Annotated in this window: 11 protein-coding genes; 6 read left to right on the forward strand and 5 right to left on the reverse strand. The window is 73.0% G+C overall.

The genetic code is table 11. From position 1 onward, the window contains the following. The 6 genes from pstA to pstB all read left to right on the forward strand — a co-directional run bounded on the left by pstA (nucleotide 1) and on the right by pstB (nucleotide 9,681). Nucleotides 1–1,266: a phosphate ABC transporter permease PstA gene (gene pstA, locus AC27LF_RS09075; protein ID WP_479661461.1), complete on the forward strand. Its 1,266-nt coding sequence runs from the start codon at nucleotides 1–3 to the stop codon at nucleotides 1,264–1,266. After that, a complete protein-coding gene (locus tag AC27LF_RS09080) occupies nucleotides 1,266–3,026 on the forward strand; it encodes a substrate-binding domain-containing protein (RefSeq protein WP_479661460.1) in 1,761 nt (586 codons plus the stop codon). The genes pstA and AC27LF_RS09080 overlap by 1 nt, the downstream gene beginning before the upstream one ends. After that, the gene (locus tag AC27LF_RS09085; protein WP_479664740.1) at nucleotides 3,023–5,680 is read left to right on the forward strand and encodes a hypothetical protein; all 2,658 of its coding nucleotides are present in this window, start codon (nucleotides 3,023–3,025) and stop codon (nucleotides 5,678–5,680) included. Before AC27LF_RS09080 ends, AC27LF_RS09085 begins: the two co-directional genes overlap by 4 nt. Nucleotides 5,681–5,838: 158 nt before the next feature. Further along, a complete protein-coding gene (locus tag AC27LF_RS09090; protein ID WP_479662272.1) occupies nucleotides 5,839–7,830 on the forward strand; it encodes an Ig-like domain repeat protein in 1,992 nt (663 codons plus the stop codon). An 84-nt stretch (nucleotides 7,831–7,914) separates the two neighbouring features. Beyond that, nucleotides 7,915–8,823 carry a sortase gene (locus AC27LF_RS09095; protein ID WP_479662273.1) on the forward strand — a complete coding sequence of 303 codons (909 nt, stop codon included), beginning with the start codon at nucleotides 7,915–7,917 and terminating at the stop codon, nucleotides 8,821–8,823. Between the two features lie 36 nt (nucleotides 8,824–8,859). After that, nucleotides 8,860–9,681 (forward strand): phosphate ABC transporter ATP-binding protein PstB, encoded by an 822-nt coding sequence (gene pstB / locus AC27LF_RS09100; protein WP_479662274.1) that lies wholly within the window; start codon nucleotides 8,860–8,862, stop codon nucleotides 9,679–9,681. 26 nt (nucleotides 9,682–9,707) lie between these two features. Here pstB and AC27LF_RS09105 read toward each other — a convergent pair whose 3' ends face one another. Genes AC27LF_RS09105 through AC27LF_RS09125 form a run of 5 tightly spaced genes read right to left on the reverse strand, consistent with a single transcriptional unit; the run spans nucleotide 9,708 to nucleotide 15,825 of the window. Continuing rightward, nucleotides 9,708–11,603, reverse strand: a complete 1,896-nt coding sequence (locus AC27LF_RS09105; RefSeq protein WP_479662275.1) for a DUF2264 domain-containing protein — start codon at nucleotides 11,601–11,603, stop codon at nucleotides 9,708–9,710. Continuing rightward, nucleotides 11,600–12,631: a hydroxyacid dehydrogenase gene (locus AC27LF_RS09110; protein ID WP_479662276.1), complete on the reverse strand. Its 1,032-nt coding sequence runs from the start codon at nucleotides 12,629–12,631 to the stop codon at nucleotides 11,600–11,602. The genes AC27LF_RS09105 and AC27LF_RS09110 overlap by 4 nt, the downstream gene beginning before the upstream one ends. Continuing rightward, the gene (locus AC27LF_RS09115) at nucleotides 12,628–13,491 is read right to left on the reverse strand and encodes a carbohydrate ABC transporter permease (RefSeq protein WP_479662277.1); all 864 of its coding nucleotides are present in this window, start codon (nucleotides 13,489–13,491) and stop codon (nucleotides 12,628–12,630) included. The genes AC27LF_RS09110 and AC27LF_RS09115 overlap by 4 nt, the downstream gene beginning before the upstream one ends. Then, complete coding sequence (locus AC27LF_RS09120; protein ID WP_479662278.1) at nucleotides 13,488–14,468, reverse strand: carbohydrate ABC transporter permease; 981 nt, start codon at nucleotides 14,466–14,468, stop codon at nucleotides 13,488–13,490. Before AC27LF_RS09120 ends, AC27LF_RS09115 begins: the two co-directional genes overlap by 4 nt. A 25-nt stretch (nucleotides 14,469–14,493) precedes the next feature. Continuing rightward, nucleotides 14,494–15,825, reverse strand: a complete 1,332-nt coding sequence (locus tag AC27LF_RS09125) for an ABC transporter substrate-binding protein (RefSeq protein ID WP_479662279.1) — start codon at nucleotides 15,823–15,825, stop codon at nucleotides 14,494–14,496. Nucleotides 15,826–15,921 lie beyond the last annotated feature (96 nt).

The following is a 15,921-nucleotide window of genomic DNA, read 5'->3' on the forward strand; positions in this document are numbered from 1 at the left end:
ATGACCGTCCTGAACGACACCTTGGAACGAAGCGCCGCCGCGGCACCGCTCACGGCGCCGGCCGAACCGCCCGACGAACCCCGGCGGATCGGCGGCCTCAGCCGCTCCGGCGTGCTCGCACCGGCCGGCGCCGCGCTCTCCGCGCTGTGTGTCACCGTGCTGCTGTTCGGCCAACTCGCCCCGTTCTCCGGGACGCTGGGCTTCGCCGTCACCGGGTACCTGGTCTTCCTCGCCCTCTACGCGGTGCTCACCGGCCTGGAGGAGGACGGCCAGACGGTACGGGACCGGGTGATGACCGTCGTGCTGTGGACGGCGGCCGGGCTGCTGTTCTCGGCGCTCGCCCTCGTCGTCGGCTTCACCGCGTGGCGCGGCCGCCAGGCGCTGCCGCACGGCAACTTCTTCACCGAGGACATGCAGTCCTCGGGGCCGCTCGACCCGCTCACCCACGGCGGCATCGCGCACGCCATGCTCGGCACGCTGATGATGATCGCCATCGCGCTCGCCATCACCGTGCCCCTGGGGCTCGCCTGCGCCGTCTACCTCAACCAGGTTCCCGGGCGGTTCTCCCGGTTCGTGCGGACCATCGTCGAGGCGATGACCGCGCTGCCCTCGATCGTCGCCGGCCTCATGGTGTACGCCGTGTGGATCCTCGGTCTCGGCATGCAGAAGTCCGGGCTCGCGGCGGGCTTCGCGATCAGCGTGATGATGCTGCCGATCGTGATCCGCGCGGCGGACGTGGTGCTGCGGCTGGTGCCCGGGACGCTGACCGAGGCCGCGGAGGCGCTCGGCGCGTCGCGTCGGCGCACCGTGTGGCACGTGGTCCTGCCGACCGCGCGCTCCGGACTCGCCACGGCCGTCATCCTCGGCACCGCGCGCGGCATCGGCGAGACCTCGCCCGTCCTGCTGACCGCGGGCTTCACGGCGGCGGTCAACGCCGACCCCACCGACGGGCCCATGGTTTCCCTGCCGCTCGCCGTGTTCAACTTCGTCAAGTCGCCCGAGCCGACGATGATCGCCCGCGGCTTCGGCGCGGCGGCGGTGCTGATGGCGCTGGTACTGGTGCTGTTCGCGATCGCCCGCGTCATCGGCGGACGCGGCCCCGGCCAGCTGAGCCGCCGTCAGATCCGGCGCACGGCCCGCGCCTCACGCCGCGACGCCGAGCGCTTCACCCACCCGCACACGCCCGGCCCCTCCTCGCCCCCGACCCCCGACACCGACCCCGCCCCCGTCAAGACCACCGGCGAGACCACCGGAGAAGACGACTGATGCTCAGCCACCTCACCCGCCCGCGCCGCCTGCGGGCGCTCGGGACACTCGGCGCGCTGTTCGGCATGCTCGCCGGACTGCTGACCGGACCCCTGGCCGCACCGGCCGCCGCCGAGAGCCACACGCCCATCGCGGGCGCCGGTTCCACCTGGGCGGAGAACGCCGTCGACGAGTGGCGCCGGGCCGTCAACCAGTACGGCATGCGTATCAGTTACGCCGGAACCGGTTCCTCCGACGGCCGCCGCCAGTTCCTCAGCGGCACCGTCGACTTCGCGGTCTCGGACATCCCCTTCCAGACGCACCCCACTGACGGATCGGCGGCGGAACGGCCGGCCACCGGCTCGTACGCCTACATGCCGATCGTGGCCGGCGGCACCGTCTTCATGTACCACCTGACCGTCAACGGCAAGCGGGTCACCAACCTGCGCCTGTCCGGCGACGTGGTCACGAAGATCTTCACCGGTGTCATCAAGACCTGGGACGACCCGGCCATCAAGGCCGACAACCCCGGACTCCAGCTCCCGCGCCGCCCCGTCGTCCCCGTCGTCCGCTCCGACGGCTCCGGCTCCACCGCGCAGTTCACGCTGTGGATGGCCAACCAGCACAAGGCGCTGTGGCAGGCGTACTGCGGGCGCGTCGGACGCTCCGGCGCCTGCGGGCAGACGTCCTACTTCCCGACCGTCTCCGGGATGATCGCCCAGTCCGGCGACCTCGGCGTGGCCGGTTACGTCGCGCAGAACTACGGCGAGGGCGCGATCGGTTACGTCAACTACTCCTACGCGCTCAACGCGCACTACCCGGTCGCCAAGGTCCTCAACCACTCCGGCTACTACACCGAACCCACCCCGCAGAACGTCGCGGTCTCCCTGCTCAAGGCGAAGATCAACACCAACAAGAGCAGCCCGGACTACCTCACCCAGCAGCTCGACGGCGTCTACAACGACAGCGACCGGCGCAACTACCCGCTCTCCAGCTACTCGTACATGATCCTGCCGCTGACGGTGCAGGGCACCTTCACCAAGGCCAAGGGCAAGACGCTCGGCGCGTTCTCCTACTACTTCATGTGCCAGGGCCAGCAACAGGCGCCCCAGCTCGGCTATTCGCCCCTGCCCATCAACCTGGTCAAGGCGGGCTTCGACCAGATCCGCCGGATCCCCGGCGTCCAGGCGCAGAACATCAACATCAAGGGCTGCAACAACCCGACCTTCTCCACCACCGGGCAGAACAAGCTCGCCCAGACCGCGCCCTACCCGGCGGACTGCGACAAGAAGGGCGCCGCGCCCTGCACCTCGGGCAGCGGCGGCGCCAAGTCCGCCGGCGGATCCGGCGGTTCCGGCGGCACGTCGGGCGGCACCTCGGGCGGCTCGGCCGGCGGCTCGGCGAACGGCGGTGCCACCGGCGGCACGGCCACCGGCGGCTCGACGGGCGGCGGTGCCGCGACCGGAGGAAGCGCCGCGGGCGGCTCCGGCGGCGCCCGGCCCTCCATCGACCCCGACACCGGACAGACCCTGGCGCCCGGCGGCTCGGCCTCCGCAGGCAGCGGCACCGCAGCGGACGGCACCGTGGCCCTCGCCCAGCCCGTCGCCATCGCCGGCCGGCACGGCTGGAGCGGCACCCAGACCCTGATGCTGCTCGCCGCGTTCCTCGTCCTCGCCCTGCTGCTGTTGCCGTCGACGGTGTCCCGGCTGGTCGGGGCGCGCTCCCGGGCCGACGCCGGTGCGCACCGGGGCGGCGACGGCACGAAGGAGGGCTCCCGGTGAAGCCGATCCGGACGCGGCTGCGCCGCGCCCTCGTCCGCCTGGTCGCAGGCGCCGCGGTCGGCGCCCTCGCCGGGCTCGCCGTGACCCAGGCCGCCGCCCCCTCCTCGGCCGCGCCCGGCGCCGCCGACTCCGCCGTCACCGTATCGGGCCGCGGCGAGTTCAAGGACATGAGGTTCACCGTCGACCAGACCACCCACCTCACCAGCCAGGCCATCACGGTCTCCTGGACCGGCGGCACCCCGACCACCTTCGCGGGCACGCTGTTCAACACGGACTTCGTGCAGATCATGCAGTGCTGGGGCGACGACGACGGCACCGTCCCGGGCAACCCGGGGCCGCCGCGCACCCAGTGCCAGTACGGCGCGTCCCCGACCACCGACCGCGGCAACTGGCCCGGCAACGGGCAGGACGACACCCGCCAGGTCTTCTACAGCGCCGACCCCACCAACTACGGCCAGGACGACCGGTTCGGGGCGGCCAACCCCAACGCCCCGGCCGAGGTGCCGTTCAAGTCGGTGGACGGCACGGTCATCACCACCGGCACCCAGAACAACGCCTTCTTCAACCGCAACACCACCAACGAGGTCGACTTCGCCCGCACCGGCGCCGACGGCACCGGCCGCGAGTACGTCGAGGTGCAGACCGCCAACGAGGCCCCGCACCTGGGCTGCGGCGCGCCGGTCACCAGCGGCGGCACCACCCGGCCGCGCCCCTGCTGGCTGGTGATCGTCCCCCAGGGCCACCTGGACCTCGACGGCCGCCCCTACGCCGACCACAGCCAGGTCAACGCGGGCTCCCCGGTGTCCTCCAGCAACTGGAAGAACCGCGTCGCGATCCCGCTCGGCTTCAACCCGGTCGGCACCAACTGCGCCCTCGGCGCCCATGAACGCCCCAGCATGGGAAGCGAGTTGGCCGCCGACGCGATGACCAGCTGGCAGTCGGCCCTGTGCCCGGCCGGACGGGTCTACGGCTTCACCCAGCTCGGTGAGCCGGACACCCGCGCCCGCCTCGGCGCCGATGGCTCGCTGGGGCTGGCCTTCACCACCCGGGCGCTGGGCGCCGACGACGGCGCCACGGCCCCGCCCGGCACCACGACCTACGCGCCCATCGCGCTCTCCGGCGCCGTCATCGGCTTCACCATCGAACGCAGACCCAAGTCCGACGCACCCGACGACATCCGCAAACTGGCCGGCACGAAGGTGGACTCGATCGACCTCACCCCGCGCCTGGTCGCCAAGCTGCTCACCGAGTCCTACCGCAACTCGCCCTGGGGCGCCGTGCTCGGCGACAAGGCGGCCAAGGGCTACGGCTGGGCGAAGGGCAACCCGGCGGGCCTCGCGAGCGACCCCGAATTCGTCGCCCTCAACCCGGAGTTCGCCCACCTCTCGGTCGCCGAGACCCCGGCAACCGACACCGATCTGATCACCTCGCTCGGGCACACCGACACCGCACGCGCGCTGTGGCAGTGGATCATGTCCGACCCGGACGCCCGGCGGTTCCTGGCCGGGGTGTCCGACGACTGGGGCATGCGGGTCAACCCGTACTACAGCACCAACGCGGACCTGAACCCGAACGGCTTCGGCTTCGACCCGTCCCATGTGGACAGCTACCCGAAGAGCGACCCGTGGTGCACGATCCCGCCGGGCACCGACGCCACCGTCCAGCAGTGCATGACCGACTTCCACCCCTACGTCGAGAGCATGCACTCCGGCGCCCTGCACGCCCGGCGCGCCGACACGCTCTGGAAGTCCAACTGGGACGCGCTGGCCAATCCGCCCGCCTTCAAGAACACCGGCCCGCAGACGGTCGGCTCCCGGTTCGTGATCACCGTCACCGACGCGGCCTCCGCAGCCCGTTACGGACTTCAGACCGCCAAACTGCGCAACGCCGCGGGCCGCTTCGTCGCCCCGAGCGCCGCGTCCCTGACCGCGGCGGCACACAGCGCCTCCGGAAAGGGCCTCGCCGAGATCTCCCCGGCCGGTGCCAAGGCACCGGGCGCCTACCCGCTGGCCCAACTGGTGTACGCGGCGGTACGGCCCGGCGCCCTGGACGCGGCCGCCCGCAAGGACTACGCGGCCCTGCTGACGTACGCGGCGGGCAGCGGCCAGATCAGCGGCGCCGACCCGGGCCGGCTGCCCGACGGCTACGCACCGCTCTCCGCCGACCTGCGCGAGCGCACCGCCCGCGCCGCCGACGCGCTGCTCCACTACACCGGGCCCACCTCCTCGGCCACGCCCGGCGACGGCACCGGGGACGGCGGCACCGGCTCGGCCACCGGCGGCTCCGAGACGATCCCCGACGGCAGCGGCGGAAGTTCCGGCACCGGCGCCGGCACAGGCACCGGCGGCGCGGCGGACGCGGACGGCGCCGCGGCCGGCGGCGCCGGCGCCCGGCCCAGCGCCGCGGCATCCTTCGACGGCGGCAAGGCCGTGCAGACCACCGCCACCGGCAGCACGCCCGACGACCCCGGCAACCCGCTGCGCTACGCCGTCCCGGTCGGCGCCGCGCTCGGCGCCGTCGCCGGGGTGGGCGCGCCCTTCGCCGGCGGCGCCCGGCCACGGCTCCCGCTGCGGGTGCCGCTGCCCGGCGGCCGGACCCTGACCGTCGTACCGGCCATCACGCTGCCCGAACGCCTCAGGCGCCTGCTGCCCTGAGACCCGAGCGCCCGCGCGGCGCTCCCCACAGACGGCCGCCCGCCCCGAAAGGCAGTCGGGGCGGACGGCCGGTACCACCCTGCCAGATCCCTCTTCACCTCACTTCACCTCTCTTCACTCCTCTTCTCCAGCTACGCACTACCGTCAGGAGACACTCGATGCGCACAACGCGCTCTACGGCGGCGCTCGTCGCCGCCGCCGTGGTGGCCGGCGGCCTGGCTCTGACCAGCCCGGCGTACGCCGACCCCACCCCCGCGGGAACCTTCCGCCAGCTCGTCGGCGTGGGCTCCGACACCACCCAGGACGTGCTCAACGCCCTGGCCGGCGACACCGTGAACGGCAAGAGCTACACCGGCACCGCCGTGAAGGCGGAAAGCGGCGCCCGGATCGCCTCCTACGACGCGATCGAGCCCGGCACCGGCTCCACCACCTCGAAGATCACCACCCGCTCCGGCGGCCCCTCCTTCCTGCGCCCGAACGGATCCGGCGCCGGCCGGCTGGCCCTGACCGAGTCCCTGACCGGCGACAAGTACCCGGACTCCGCCGGTGTGGCCATCAAGGGGCAGGTCGACTTCGCCCGCTCCTCCAGCGGCCCCAGCGCCTCCGGCACCGCGCTCACCTACATCCCGTTCGCCCGGGACGCGGTCGGCGTCGCGGTGCGGGGCTCGGCGCTCGGCACCCTGACGGTGGAGCAGCTGCACGACATCTACTCCGGCTCGCTCACCAAGGTGAACGGCCAGACCGTGTACCCGAAGATCCCGCAGAGCGGTTCCGGGACCCGCAAGTTCTTCCTGTCGTCGATCGGCCTCAGCGACGCCACGCTGTCCCCGACCGTCACGACCGTCCAGGAGAACCAGGCCGACACCGCGCTCACCCAGGACGGCGCGCTCGTGCCGTTCTCCGTGGGCAGCTGGATCGCCCAGATCAACGGCGTCTCCCCGGACTACAGCAAGTCCGCTGCCGCCGCCGGCGGTCAGCTGGCCTCCGTGAAACTGCCCGGCGACAACGGCGCCACCTCCCCGGTGACGACCGTCAACGGCAAGCTCGCCCCGGTCAGCGCCTACTACGAGAACGCCACCTTCGGCCGTGACGTCTACAACGTCGTGCCGAGCCGGGCGATCGACCCGACCAGCATCTTCTTCGACAAGGACCTCTACGACGTCTTCGTCACCAGCGGCAGCCACACCGCCGCCATGGCCTCCGACGCCGCCGAGAAGGTCATCGCCGACTTCGGCTTCGTGAACGAGTCGTACAACGGCTCCGTCAACCTGACCCGGCACGCCAAGCTGGGCGGCCTGGAGCAGTCCGGCCTCGACGTGTCGACGCCCGCCGCGCCCGCCCTCAAGGCCACCCCCGGCGACGCGAGCCTGAAGCTGTCCTGGACCGCCCCGGCCGCCACCGCGCTGCCGCTCACCGACTACCGGGTCACGCTGACCGGCTCGGACGGCGCCGTCGTGGCCACCAAGGACGTCCCGGCCGGCACCACCTCGTACACCTTCTCCGGGCTGGCCGTCGGCGGCTACACCGCGACCGTCGCCGCCGCCAACCTCAACGGCACGGGCCCGGCCGCCACCTGGAAGGGCTCCGTCAAGTACGTGAGCACCACCAAGGCGACCGCCGCGACGACCGCCTACGGCAAGACGCCGAAGGTCGCCGTCACCGTCACCGGCTCGCACGGTGCCGCCCCCACCGGGAAGGTCACCGTCAAGGAGGGCAGCACCGTCCTCGGCAGCGGCACGCTCAGCGGCGGCAAGGTCACCGTCTCCCTGTCCAACCACCTCAAGGTCGCCACGCACACGCTGTCCGTCTCCTACGCGGGCAACACCAAGCTCAACGCGTCCTCGACGACCACCACCCTGAAGATCACCAAGGCGACGCCGACCGTCACCTCCTCCGCGCCCGCCACCGTCAGCCACACGGCCAGGGCCAAGGTCTCGGTCAAGGTCACCGCGACCGGCACCACCCCGACCGGCACCGTCCGCATCTACGAGGGCACCAAGCTGCGCGCCACCGGCACGCTGAGCGGCGGCAAGGTGACCATCACCCTGCCGAAGCTGAGCCGCGGCAAGCACGTGCTGCACGCCTCCTACGCGGGCTCCTCGACGGTCAACCACAAGGCCGGCGCCAACTTCACCATCAAGTCCACCTGACCCACCCGCGCCGGCGGGGGGACCACGCGCCCCCGTGGCCCCCCGCCGGCTCCACCCGACGACCAGCGAAGGAGGCGGGCCGCCGTGACCGTCGCCGCACCGACCACGCTCGCCCCGGCCGCGCCGCGCACCCGTGTCCGCGGTGTCACCGCCGCCCGCCATCTGGCCCGCGGCGGCCTGCTCAGCCTCGCCGCGCTGCTGCTCGGCATCACCGCCCAGCTCCTGCTGGTCAGCGGGATCCAGCAGCACAGCGCGCAGCACGCGGCCTTCGACGAGCTGCGGGGCGAACTCGCCCTGGGCACCGCACCGGTGTCCCAGACCGACCCGCGGGGCGACCTGCTGGCGCCCGGCACACCGCTCGCCCTGATCGACATACCGAAACTGGGCCTGAGCCAGGTGGTGCTGGAGGGCACCGACTCCGGCGTGCTCACCGACGGTCCAGGCCACCGCCGGGACACCCCGCTGCCCGGCCAGGCGGGCACCAGCGTCCTGATGGGCCGGGCCGCCGCGTACGGCGGTCCGTTCGGCCGGCTGGCCGACCTCGCCGCGGGCGACACCCTCACCGTGATCACCGGCCAGGGCAAGGCCGCGTTCCGGGTCAGCGACGTACGCCGGGCCGGTGACCCGGCGCCGCCCACCCTGGCCGCGGGCAAGGGCCGGCTGGTGCTGGTGACCGCCACCGGCCCGCGGTTCGCGCCGGGCGGCGTGCTGCGCGTCGACGCCGACCTGGTGTCCGCGCCGTTCCAGACCCCGGCCGCGGTCATCCGCGCCGGCACCCTGCCGGCCGCCGAGGAGCCGCTGGCCCGCCCGTCCGGCATCCCCTGGCCCCTGGTGATGTGGCTGCAGGCGCTGCTGCTGACGGCGGTCGCCGCGGTGTGGGCGTGGCACCGCTGGGGCCGCCACCAGACCTGGATCGTCTTCGCACCCGTCGTCGCCGTGCTGGGCCTCCAGGTCGCCACCCGCACCACCGAGTTGCTTCCCAACCTGCTCTGACCCGGCGCACCGCCGCCCGAACCGAGGTAGCCCACCGTGACCGACACCGCCGTACTCCCCGTGACCGACGCCCCGTCCGCCGCTCCCGCCACCCTTGAGGCGCGGGCCGTCTCGGCGTGGTTCGGCAGCCACCAGGTGCTCAGCCGGGTGTCGCTGACCATGCCCGCGGGTCAGGTGACCGCCCTGATCGGTCCCTCCGGATGCGGCAAGTCGACCTTTCTGCGGACCCTCAACCGCATGCACGAGCTGATCCCCGGCGCGGCCCTCGGCGGCGAGGTGCTGTTCGAGGGCGAGGACATCTACGACCCCGGGTGGCGGCTGACCGACGCCCGCCGCCGCATCGGCATGGTCTTCCAGAAGCCCAACCCGTTCCCCGCCATGTCGATCTACGACAACGTGGTGGCGGGCCTGAAGCTGACCGGGACCAAGGTGAGCCGCCACGCCAAGGACGAACTGGTGGAGGAGTCCCTGACCCGCGCCGGGCTGTGGAAGGAGGTCCGCGACCGGCTCCGCCAGCCCGGCGGGGCCCTGTCCGGCGGTCAGCAGCAGCGGCTGTGCATCGCCCGCGCGCTGGCCGTACGGCCCCGGGTGCTGCTGATGGACGAACCGTGCTCGGCGCTGGATCCCACCTCCACCCGCCGGGTGGAGGAGACCATCCACGACCTGGCCGGCCAGGTGACGATCGTGATCGTCACCCACAACATGCAGCAGGCCGCCCGGGTGTCCCAGCAGTGCGCGTTCTTCCTCGCCGAGCAGGGCACACCCGGCGCCGTCGTCGAGCACGGCGCCACCGACGACGTCTTCCACACCCCGAAGGACCAGCGAACGGCGGACTACGTGGCCGGCCGCTTCGGCTGACCTCCCCTGCGCGGCGGGGAGTCTGCTCAGTGGGTGGTGTGCGTGACGCGGACGGGTGCGAAGGCGATGCGGGTGTGCCGGCCGGGGGTGGACCAGGTGATGTCGACGGTGTCGTCGTGGACCGTGACCTCGGTGACCGCCTCCGCCAGGGGCGGCATGTCCACGGCGGCGCCGAGCACGGCAAGGCAGACGTGTACGGAGGTGCCGCCCGCCGCCCCGGCCAGCCGCGGCACCAGCGCCCACCGGGCGTACGCGGTGCCCTGCGGCGCCCGCAGCGTCGTCGCCGGCCCGTCCCAGCCGTGCAGCGGGTGCAGGGCGGAGACCAGGTCCTCGTCCGGCCCGATCGCCCACCCGGTGTGCGTGACCCGCGCCCCGGCCGGCGCCCCGAGCACCCGGTGCGCCCGCACCTCGTAGTGCCCGTACGCCACGGTCACGCTCTCCACCCGCAGCCCCGGCACCATCGGCGCTCCGGCCGCGAACACGGGCCGGTGCCAGGATGCCGCCCAGCCCCAGCCCTCGCCGTGACCGGCGCCGAGCGGACGGACGCGGCGCCGCACACTGCCGCGTCCCGCCACCAGAACCGACAGATGGTTGTCCGCCGGGTTCGCGGGTGACGTGGGCCCGGTCCGGGTGGAGTAGGCCAGCCGGCCGTAGTGCGGATCGTCGCCGGCCGCCGTCTCGCCCTCGTGCGGCCGGACGTGGTCACTGCCGTGGTTGTGCAGCCGTACGACGCCGTCCGCGCGGGTGGCCTGCACGAGCAGACCGGGCGCAGGCAGGGCCAGGACCCGGTCGGCCCGCTCCACCGGCGCGGCCTGCTCCGGTGCCGTCCACAGCGGGTGGTCGCCGGGTGCCAGCAGCGACACGAACGCCTTCGACGCCCAGTACGGCGACGCGGGCCCCGAGTAGGACTGCAGCGTCGGCTCGTGCGGGCCGTACCAGCCAAGGCCGAGCAGACCGTCGGCGCCCAGCGCGCCGCGCTCCAGGAAGTGCCGCAGGCTGCCGCTGGCCAGCCGCCGGGAGACACCGGGCGCCAGCGGGGTGTGCCCGGTGACGGCGCCCAGCGACACCGCCGCCGAGGCGGCGAACCGGTAGGTCAGCGACCGTCCGAAGTGCAGCGGCGCGCCGTCCGCGCCGAACATCAGGGAGAAACCCTCAAGGTGGGAGCGCAGCCGTGCGCCGTAGCGCTCCAGCGGGCCGGCGTCGCCGCCGAGGTGCGCGTCGAGCACCGGATACAGGTGCAGGGCCCACCCGTTGTAGTGGTCGAAGGCCCGGCCGTCGCCGTCCGCGTACCAGCCGTCGCCCCGGTACCAGCCCTCCAGCAGTTCCAGCGCCCGCCGCCGTACGGCCGCCGTCTGTGCGTCGCCGCGACCCACCGACTCAAGGAACCCGGCGACGGTGAACGGGAAGAGGTACCAGTTGTTCGGCGCGGGCACGTGCCGCAGCGCCCCGCGCAGCCACCGCTCCGCCGCGTCCCGGACGTCCTCGTCGAGGTGCCGCCACAGCCATGGCGCGGTCAGCCGCAGCCCCAGCGCGACCGACGCCGACTCGACCATCGGCTGGCCCTGTACGTCGTGGTCGAGGATCAGCGGCCAGGACTCGCCGTCGTCGCGGCCGGGCGTGCGGGTGCCGGCGGCGAGGCCGCGCGCGTAGCGGTCGAGCCAGCCGTGCGGATCGTCGCCGCCCGCGCCCGCCACCCGGAACGCGGCGGCGAGGAACGTGCGGGCATAGCCCTCAAGTCCGTCGGACCGCACCCCGGAGCGGGAGGGCCGGCCGGGCAGGTCGAGCAGCGCGCCGCCGGGCGTGGCCCAGCGCCAGGCGGCGCCGAGCAGACCGTCCGCCACCGCCTCCCAGTGGGCCCGGGCGTAGCCGGTGTACGGGCTGGTGTCGCGGTCGGGGGCGGGCAGTCGGAAGGGGATGCTCATGCGAGGAAGGCCAGCCTTTCGCGTCGTACCGGATGCCGGAAGCCGGCGCCGGAGGCCCAGCGGGCGGTCTCGGCGAGCGCGAGGTCGGCGAGCCGCCGCAGTTCGTTGCCCTGGGAACCGGCGAGGTGCGGGGTGAGCAGCGCGTGCTCGCAGTCCCACAACGGGTGGTCCGCGGGCAGCACTTCGGGATCGGTGACGTCCAGGACGGCCCGGATCCGCCCGGCCAGCACGGCGTCGGTCAGCGCCTCCTGGTCGACGACGGCGCCCCGGGCGGTGTTGATCAGTACGGCGCCGTGCGGCATGGAATCGATCAGCTTCCGGCCGACCAGGCCGCGGGTCGCGGGCAGCAGCGGGGTGTGCACGCTGACGGTGTCGCAGCGGGCGAAGAGGTCCGCCAACGGGACCTGCTCGACGCCGAGTTCGGCCGCCTGGGCGGCATCCACGTACGGGTCGTGCAGCAGCACCTCGATGTCGTGCGGGCGCAGCAGTTCGATGACCCGGCGGCCGATCAGCGACGCCGACAGGATGCCGACCCTGCGGCGGTGGTTGCCGACGGCGGGGGACATCCGCAGCCAGTCGTCGCGCTCGCGCGACGCCCGGTAGTCGCGGGCCCGTTCCAGCACCCGCTTGCCGCTGAGCAGGATCATGCCGAGGGTGTACTCGGCCACCGGCAGGGCGTTGGCCGCGGCGGCGGAGGACACCTCGATGCCGCGCTCCCAGCATGCCTCGGTGACATGGCCGCGCACGCTGCCCGCGGTGTGCACCACGGCGCGCAGCCGCGGCGCCGCGGCCAGCACCGCCGCGTCAAGCGGCGGACAGCCCCAGCCGGTGACCAGCAGATCGACCTCGGCGAGCACGGACCGGGCCCGCGGTGTGCTCAGATCGTCCAGCGCGGGCGGCCCGGCGAGGTCGCAGATCGCGCCGAGCGCGCAGAGCGCGGCCGGATCGAGGACGGCCGCGGCGGCGTCCCGGGACATGGCGAGCGCGGCCCGGGGACGCGGACCCGGGCCCGGCACGGGCAAGGTCACTTGACGGCTCCCGCGGTCAGGCCGCCGCGCCAGAAGCGCTGGAGCAGGACGAAGGCGAGGATCAGCGGGAGCACCGCGAGCAGCGAACCCATGATCACCACGGGGTAGTACTCGGGTGACACGCTGGCCGAACTGTTCCAGGTGTACAGGCCGAGGCTGACGGGATACAGGTCCTGGTTCGAGAGCATGACCATGGGCAGGAAGAAGTTGTTCCAGATCGTGGTGAGTTGGAAGAGGAAGACGGTGACAAGGCCGGGGCCCAGCATCCGCAGCGCCACTCTGGCGTACGTGGCGAGTTCGCCGGCGCCGTCGATGCGCGCCGCCTCCAGGATCTCGTCGGGCACATAGCCCTGGCTGAAGACGCGGCCCAGGTAGACGCCGAACGGGTTGAACAGGACGGGGATGAACACCGACCAGAACGTGTTGACCAGCCCGGCGCCGGACGCCATCAGGTACAGCGGCAGCGCGAGAACGGTCTGCGGCACCATGACCGCCGCGAGCACCAGGCCGAACAGCTTCTCCTTGTGCCGGAAACGGTACTTGTCGAACGCGTAGCCGCAGGCGACGCTCACCAGCGCGCCGACCGCGGCGCCGACCACCGCGTACACCAGGCTGTTGAGGTACCAGCGGCCGTACTGCCCGCCGTCCATGGCGAACAGGTCCCGCAGGTTCTGCGCGAACGAGAAGTCGTGCGCGGACAGCAGGGAACTGCTGAAGAGCGCGTCCCGGTTCTTGCCCGCGGCCAGCACCAGCCACAGCACCGGCAGCAAGGTGTAGAGGACGGAGACCGCCACGACGGTGTTGACCGTGGCCCGGCCCAGCAGCCGGGGCCGTGGGAGCGTGCTGCCGGCGGCGCTCATCGTGCCTCCTCGGGGGTGTCGGTGCGGCTGGTCCAGCGGGTGACGGCGTAGGAGAGCGCGATGGTGCACAGCAGCAGGATCACCGACGCGGCCGCCGCCAGACCGTAGTTGCTGCGGGTGAACGCGGCGTCGTAGATGTACATGCTCGGCGAGAACCGGGAGTTGATCATCGGGGACGACTGGCTGAGCAGCACCGGCTCGGTGAATAGTTGGAGCGCCCAGATCAGGGTGAACATCGCGACCATCACGATCGAGGCGCGGATCAGCGGGGTCTTGACCTTGAGGGCCGTGCGCACCGGCCCGGCCCCGTCGACCACCGACGCCTCCAGCACCTCGCGGGGCACGGCCTGCAGGGCGGCGTAGAAGACCACCATGTTGTAGCCGAGATTGCTCCACAGGGCGATGTTCACGATGGACGGGAGCACGGTGTGCAGGCCCAGGAAGTCGAGGGTGATGTCGGCGCGGGCGAACAGTTCGATGACCGGGCTGATGCCGGGGGTGTACAGGTACAGCCAGATCAGGGCCGCGATGATGCCGGGGACGGCGTGCGGCAGGAACAGCCCCAACTGCGCCCAGGCGCGCAGGCGTACCACTCCGGAGTCCAGCAGCAGGGCCAGGGCCAGCGCGCCGAGGACCATCAGCGGGATGTACACCAGGCAGTACAGCGCCACGGTGGCCAGTGCGCCGAGGAACGTCGGGTCGGTCAGCACGGCGAGATAGCCGCGCAGCCCGACGAAGACGGTGCGTTCGGGGCCGAAGCCGAGGCCCGGCTCGTCGGCGCTGAAGAAGCTGAGGTAGACGGCCGTGCCGACGGGGATCAGGAACACCGTGACGAGCAGGGCGAAGAACGGGGTCATCAGCGCGCCGCACGCGGCGAGCCGGCGGCGCCGGGCCGCCGTGCGGGCATGGCCCGCGCGGACGGGCGCGGCGGACGGCGGCGCGAGGGCCTGCGCCGGGTCGGGGGCGGTCACGGACATGCGTCTCACCTGCCTTTCGGGCGGCTCAGGTGCTGTGCTGGGTGGTGGCGAGGCCCAGGGCCCGCAGATCGGGCATGGTGCCCTCCTGGGCCGCGCGCAGCGCCCCGGCGAGCGAGCCCTGTCCGGCGCCGACGCGGGCGAAGGAGTCCTGCATGAGACGCCCGGTGGCGGTCATCCGGGGACCCCACACCCAGCCGTCGCGGATCCGCTCCGCCTCCTGCTGGAAGAGCCGGTAGATGTCCTGGCCGCCGTAGTAGGAGCGGTCGAACGCCTCCCGGCCCACCGCGACCAGCGAGCTCGCCGCCGGGTACTGGCTGCTCGTCCCGCTGGACAGCCGGGCGCGCAGCGCGTCGGGGTGGGAGACCTGCCACTCGATGAACTCCATCGCGGCCTCGGGGTGCCGGCTGTCCTTGGTGACGGCGAACGTCGAGCCGCCGTGTGTGCCGACCGCCGGACGGTCCGTGTCCCACTGCGGCAGCGGGGCGATCCGCCACTGCCCCCGCTGCGCGGGCCGCGCCTTCATCTGGGCGCCGGCGTCCCAGGCGCCGCTGAGCCGGGTGAGGACCAGCCCGGTGCCGATCTGCGCGTCGGACTGCCGGCTCTCCACGGCGTTCACGAAGACCACGTCGTCGTCGATGAGCCGCTGCCAGTACGCGGCGACCCGCCGGCTCGGCGCGTCGGCCAGGGAGACGTTCCAGGCGCCCTTCGAGGTGTCGAACCAGCGCGCGCCCGCCTGCCAGGCGTACGCCGCGAACTGGGTCGACCCGTCCGTGGGGAACAGCACCAGCCGCCGGCCGGGCACATCGCGCCGTACGGTACGTGCCAGGTCGGCGAACTCCTCCCAGGTGCGCGGCACGTGGAGACCGTGGCGGCGGAACAGGTCGTACCGGTAGTGCATGACCATCGGCTCCACGTCCAGCGGCACGCTGAACACCCGGCCCTCGAAGGTGGTCAGACCCAGTGCCTGGGGCAGCAGCTTTCCCCGCAGGGAGTCGGTGACCAGATCGGTGATGTCCCGGGCGACCCCGTCGATGGCGAAGCCCGGCACCTGCGGGTACTCGATCGTGGCGACGTCCGGGGCGTTTCCCGCCCGGGCTGCGTTGGAGAGCTTGGCGTAACCGCCCTGCTGCCCCGAGGGGATCTGCTGGAACTCCACCTGGATGTGGTCGTGTGTGCTGTTGAACGCGTCGACCACCTCCTGACTGCCCCGCAGGGCGGACCAGAAGGTGATCCGGGTCGTTCCACCGGTGCTGCGCGCGCGGCTGTCCGCTGCGGTGCTGCAGGCGCTCACGGCTCCTGTCAGCGACGCGGCGGCCAGCGCGGCGAGCACGGATCGACGGCTGTGTCGACCGGGCATGCGGCCTCCCGCGGCTCGTGCGTGTCCGGGGACACGCGGTTCGGGACACGGGAATACTGATCGGCCCGCCACAAGCGGTCAATAGACCGATCAGAA

It is taken from the genome of Streptomyces diversicolor (assembly GCF_057537855.1).

Coding starts and splice junctions, on each gene's coding strand:
- AC27LF_RS09125 (WP_479662279.1), bottom strand. CDS start 15,825: ATGCCCGGTCGACACAGCCGTCGATCCGTGCTCGCCGCGCTGGCCGCC.
- AC27LF_RS09120 (WP_479662278.1), bottom strand. CDS start 14,468: ATGTCCGTGACCGCCCCCGACCCGGCGCAGGCCCTCGCGCCGCCGTCC.
- pstA (WP_479661461.1), top strand. CDS start 1: ATGACCGTCCTGAACGACACCTTGGAACGAAGCGCCGCCGCGGCACCG.
- AC27LF_RS09105 (WP_479662275.1), bottom strand. CDS start 11,603: ATGAGCATCCCCTTCCGACTGCCCGCCCCCGACCGCGACACCAGCCCG.
- AC27LF_RS09115 (WP_479662277.1), bottom strand. CDS start 13,491: ATGAGCGCCGCCGGCAGCACGCTCCCACGGCCCCGGCTGCTGGGCCGG.
- AC27LF_RS09080 (WP_479661460.1), top strand. CDS start 1,266: ATGCTCAGCCACCTCACCCGCCCGCGCCGCCTGCGGGCGCTCGGGACA.
- AC27LF_RS09090 (WP_479662272.1), top strand. CDS start 5,839: ATGCGCACAACGCGCTCTACGGCGGCGCTCGTCGCCGCCGCCGTGGTG.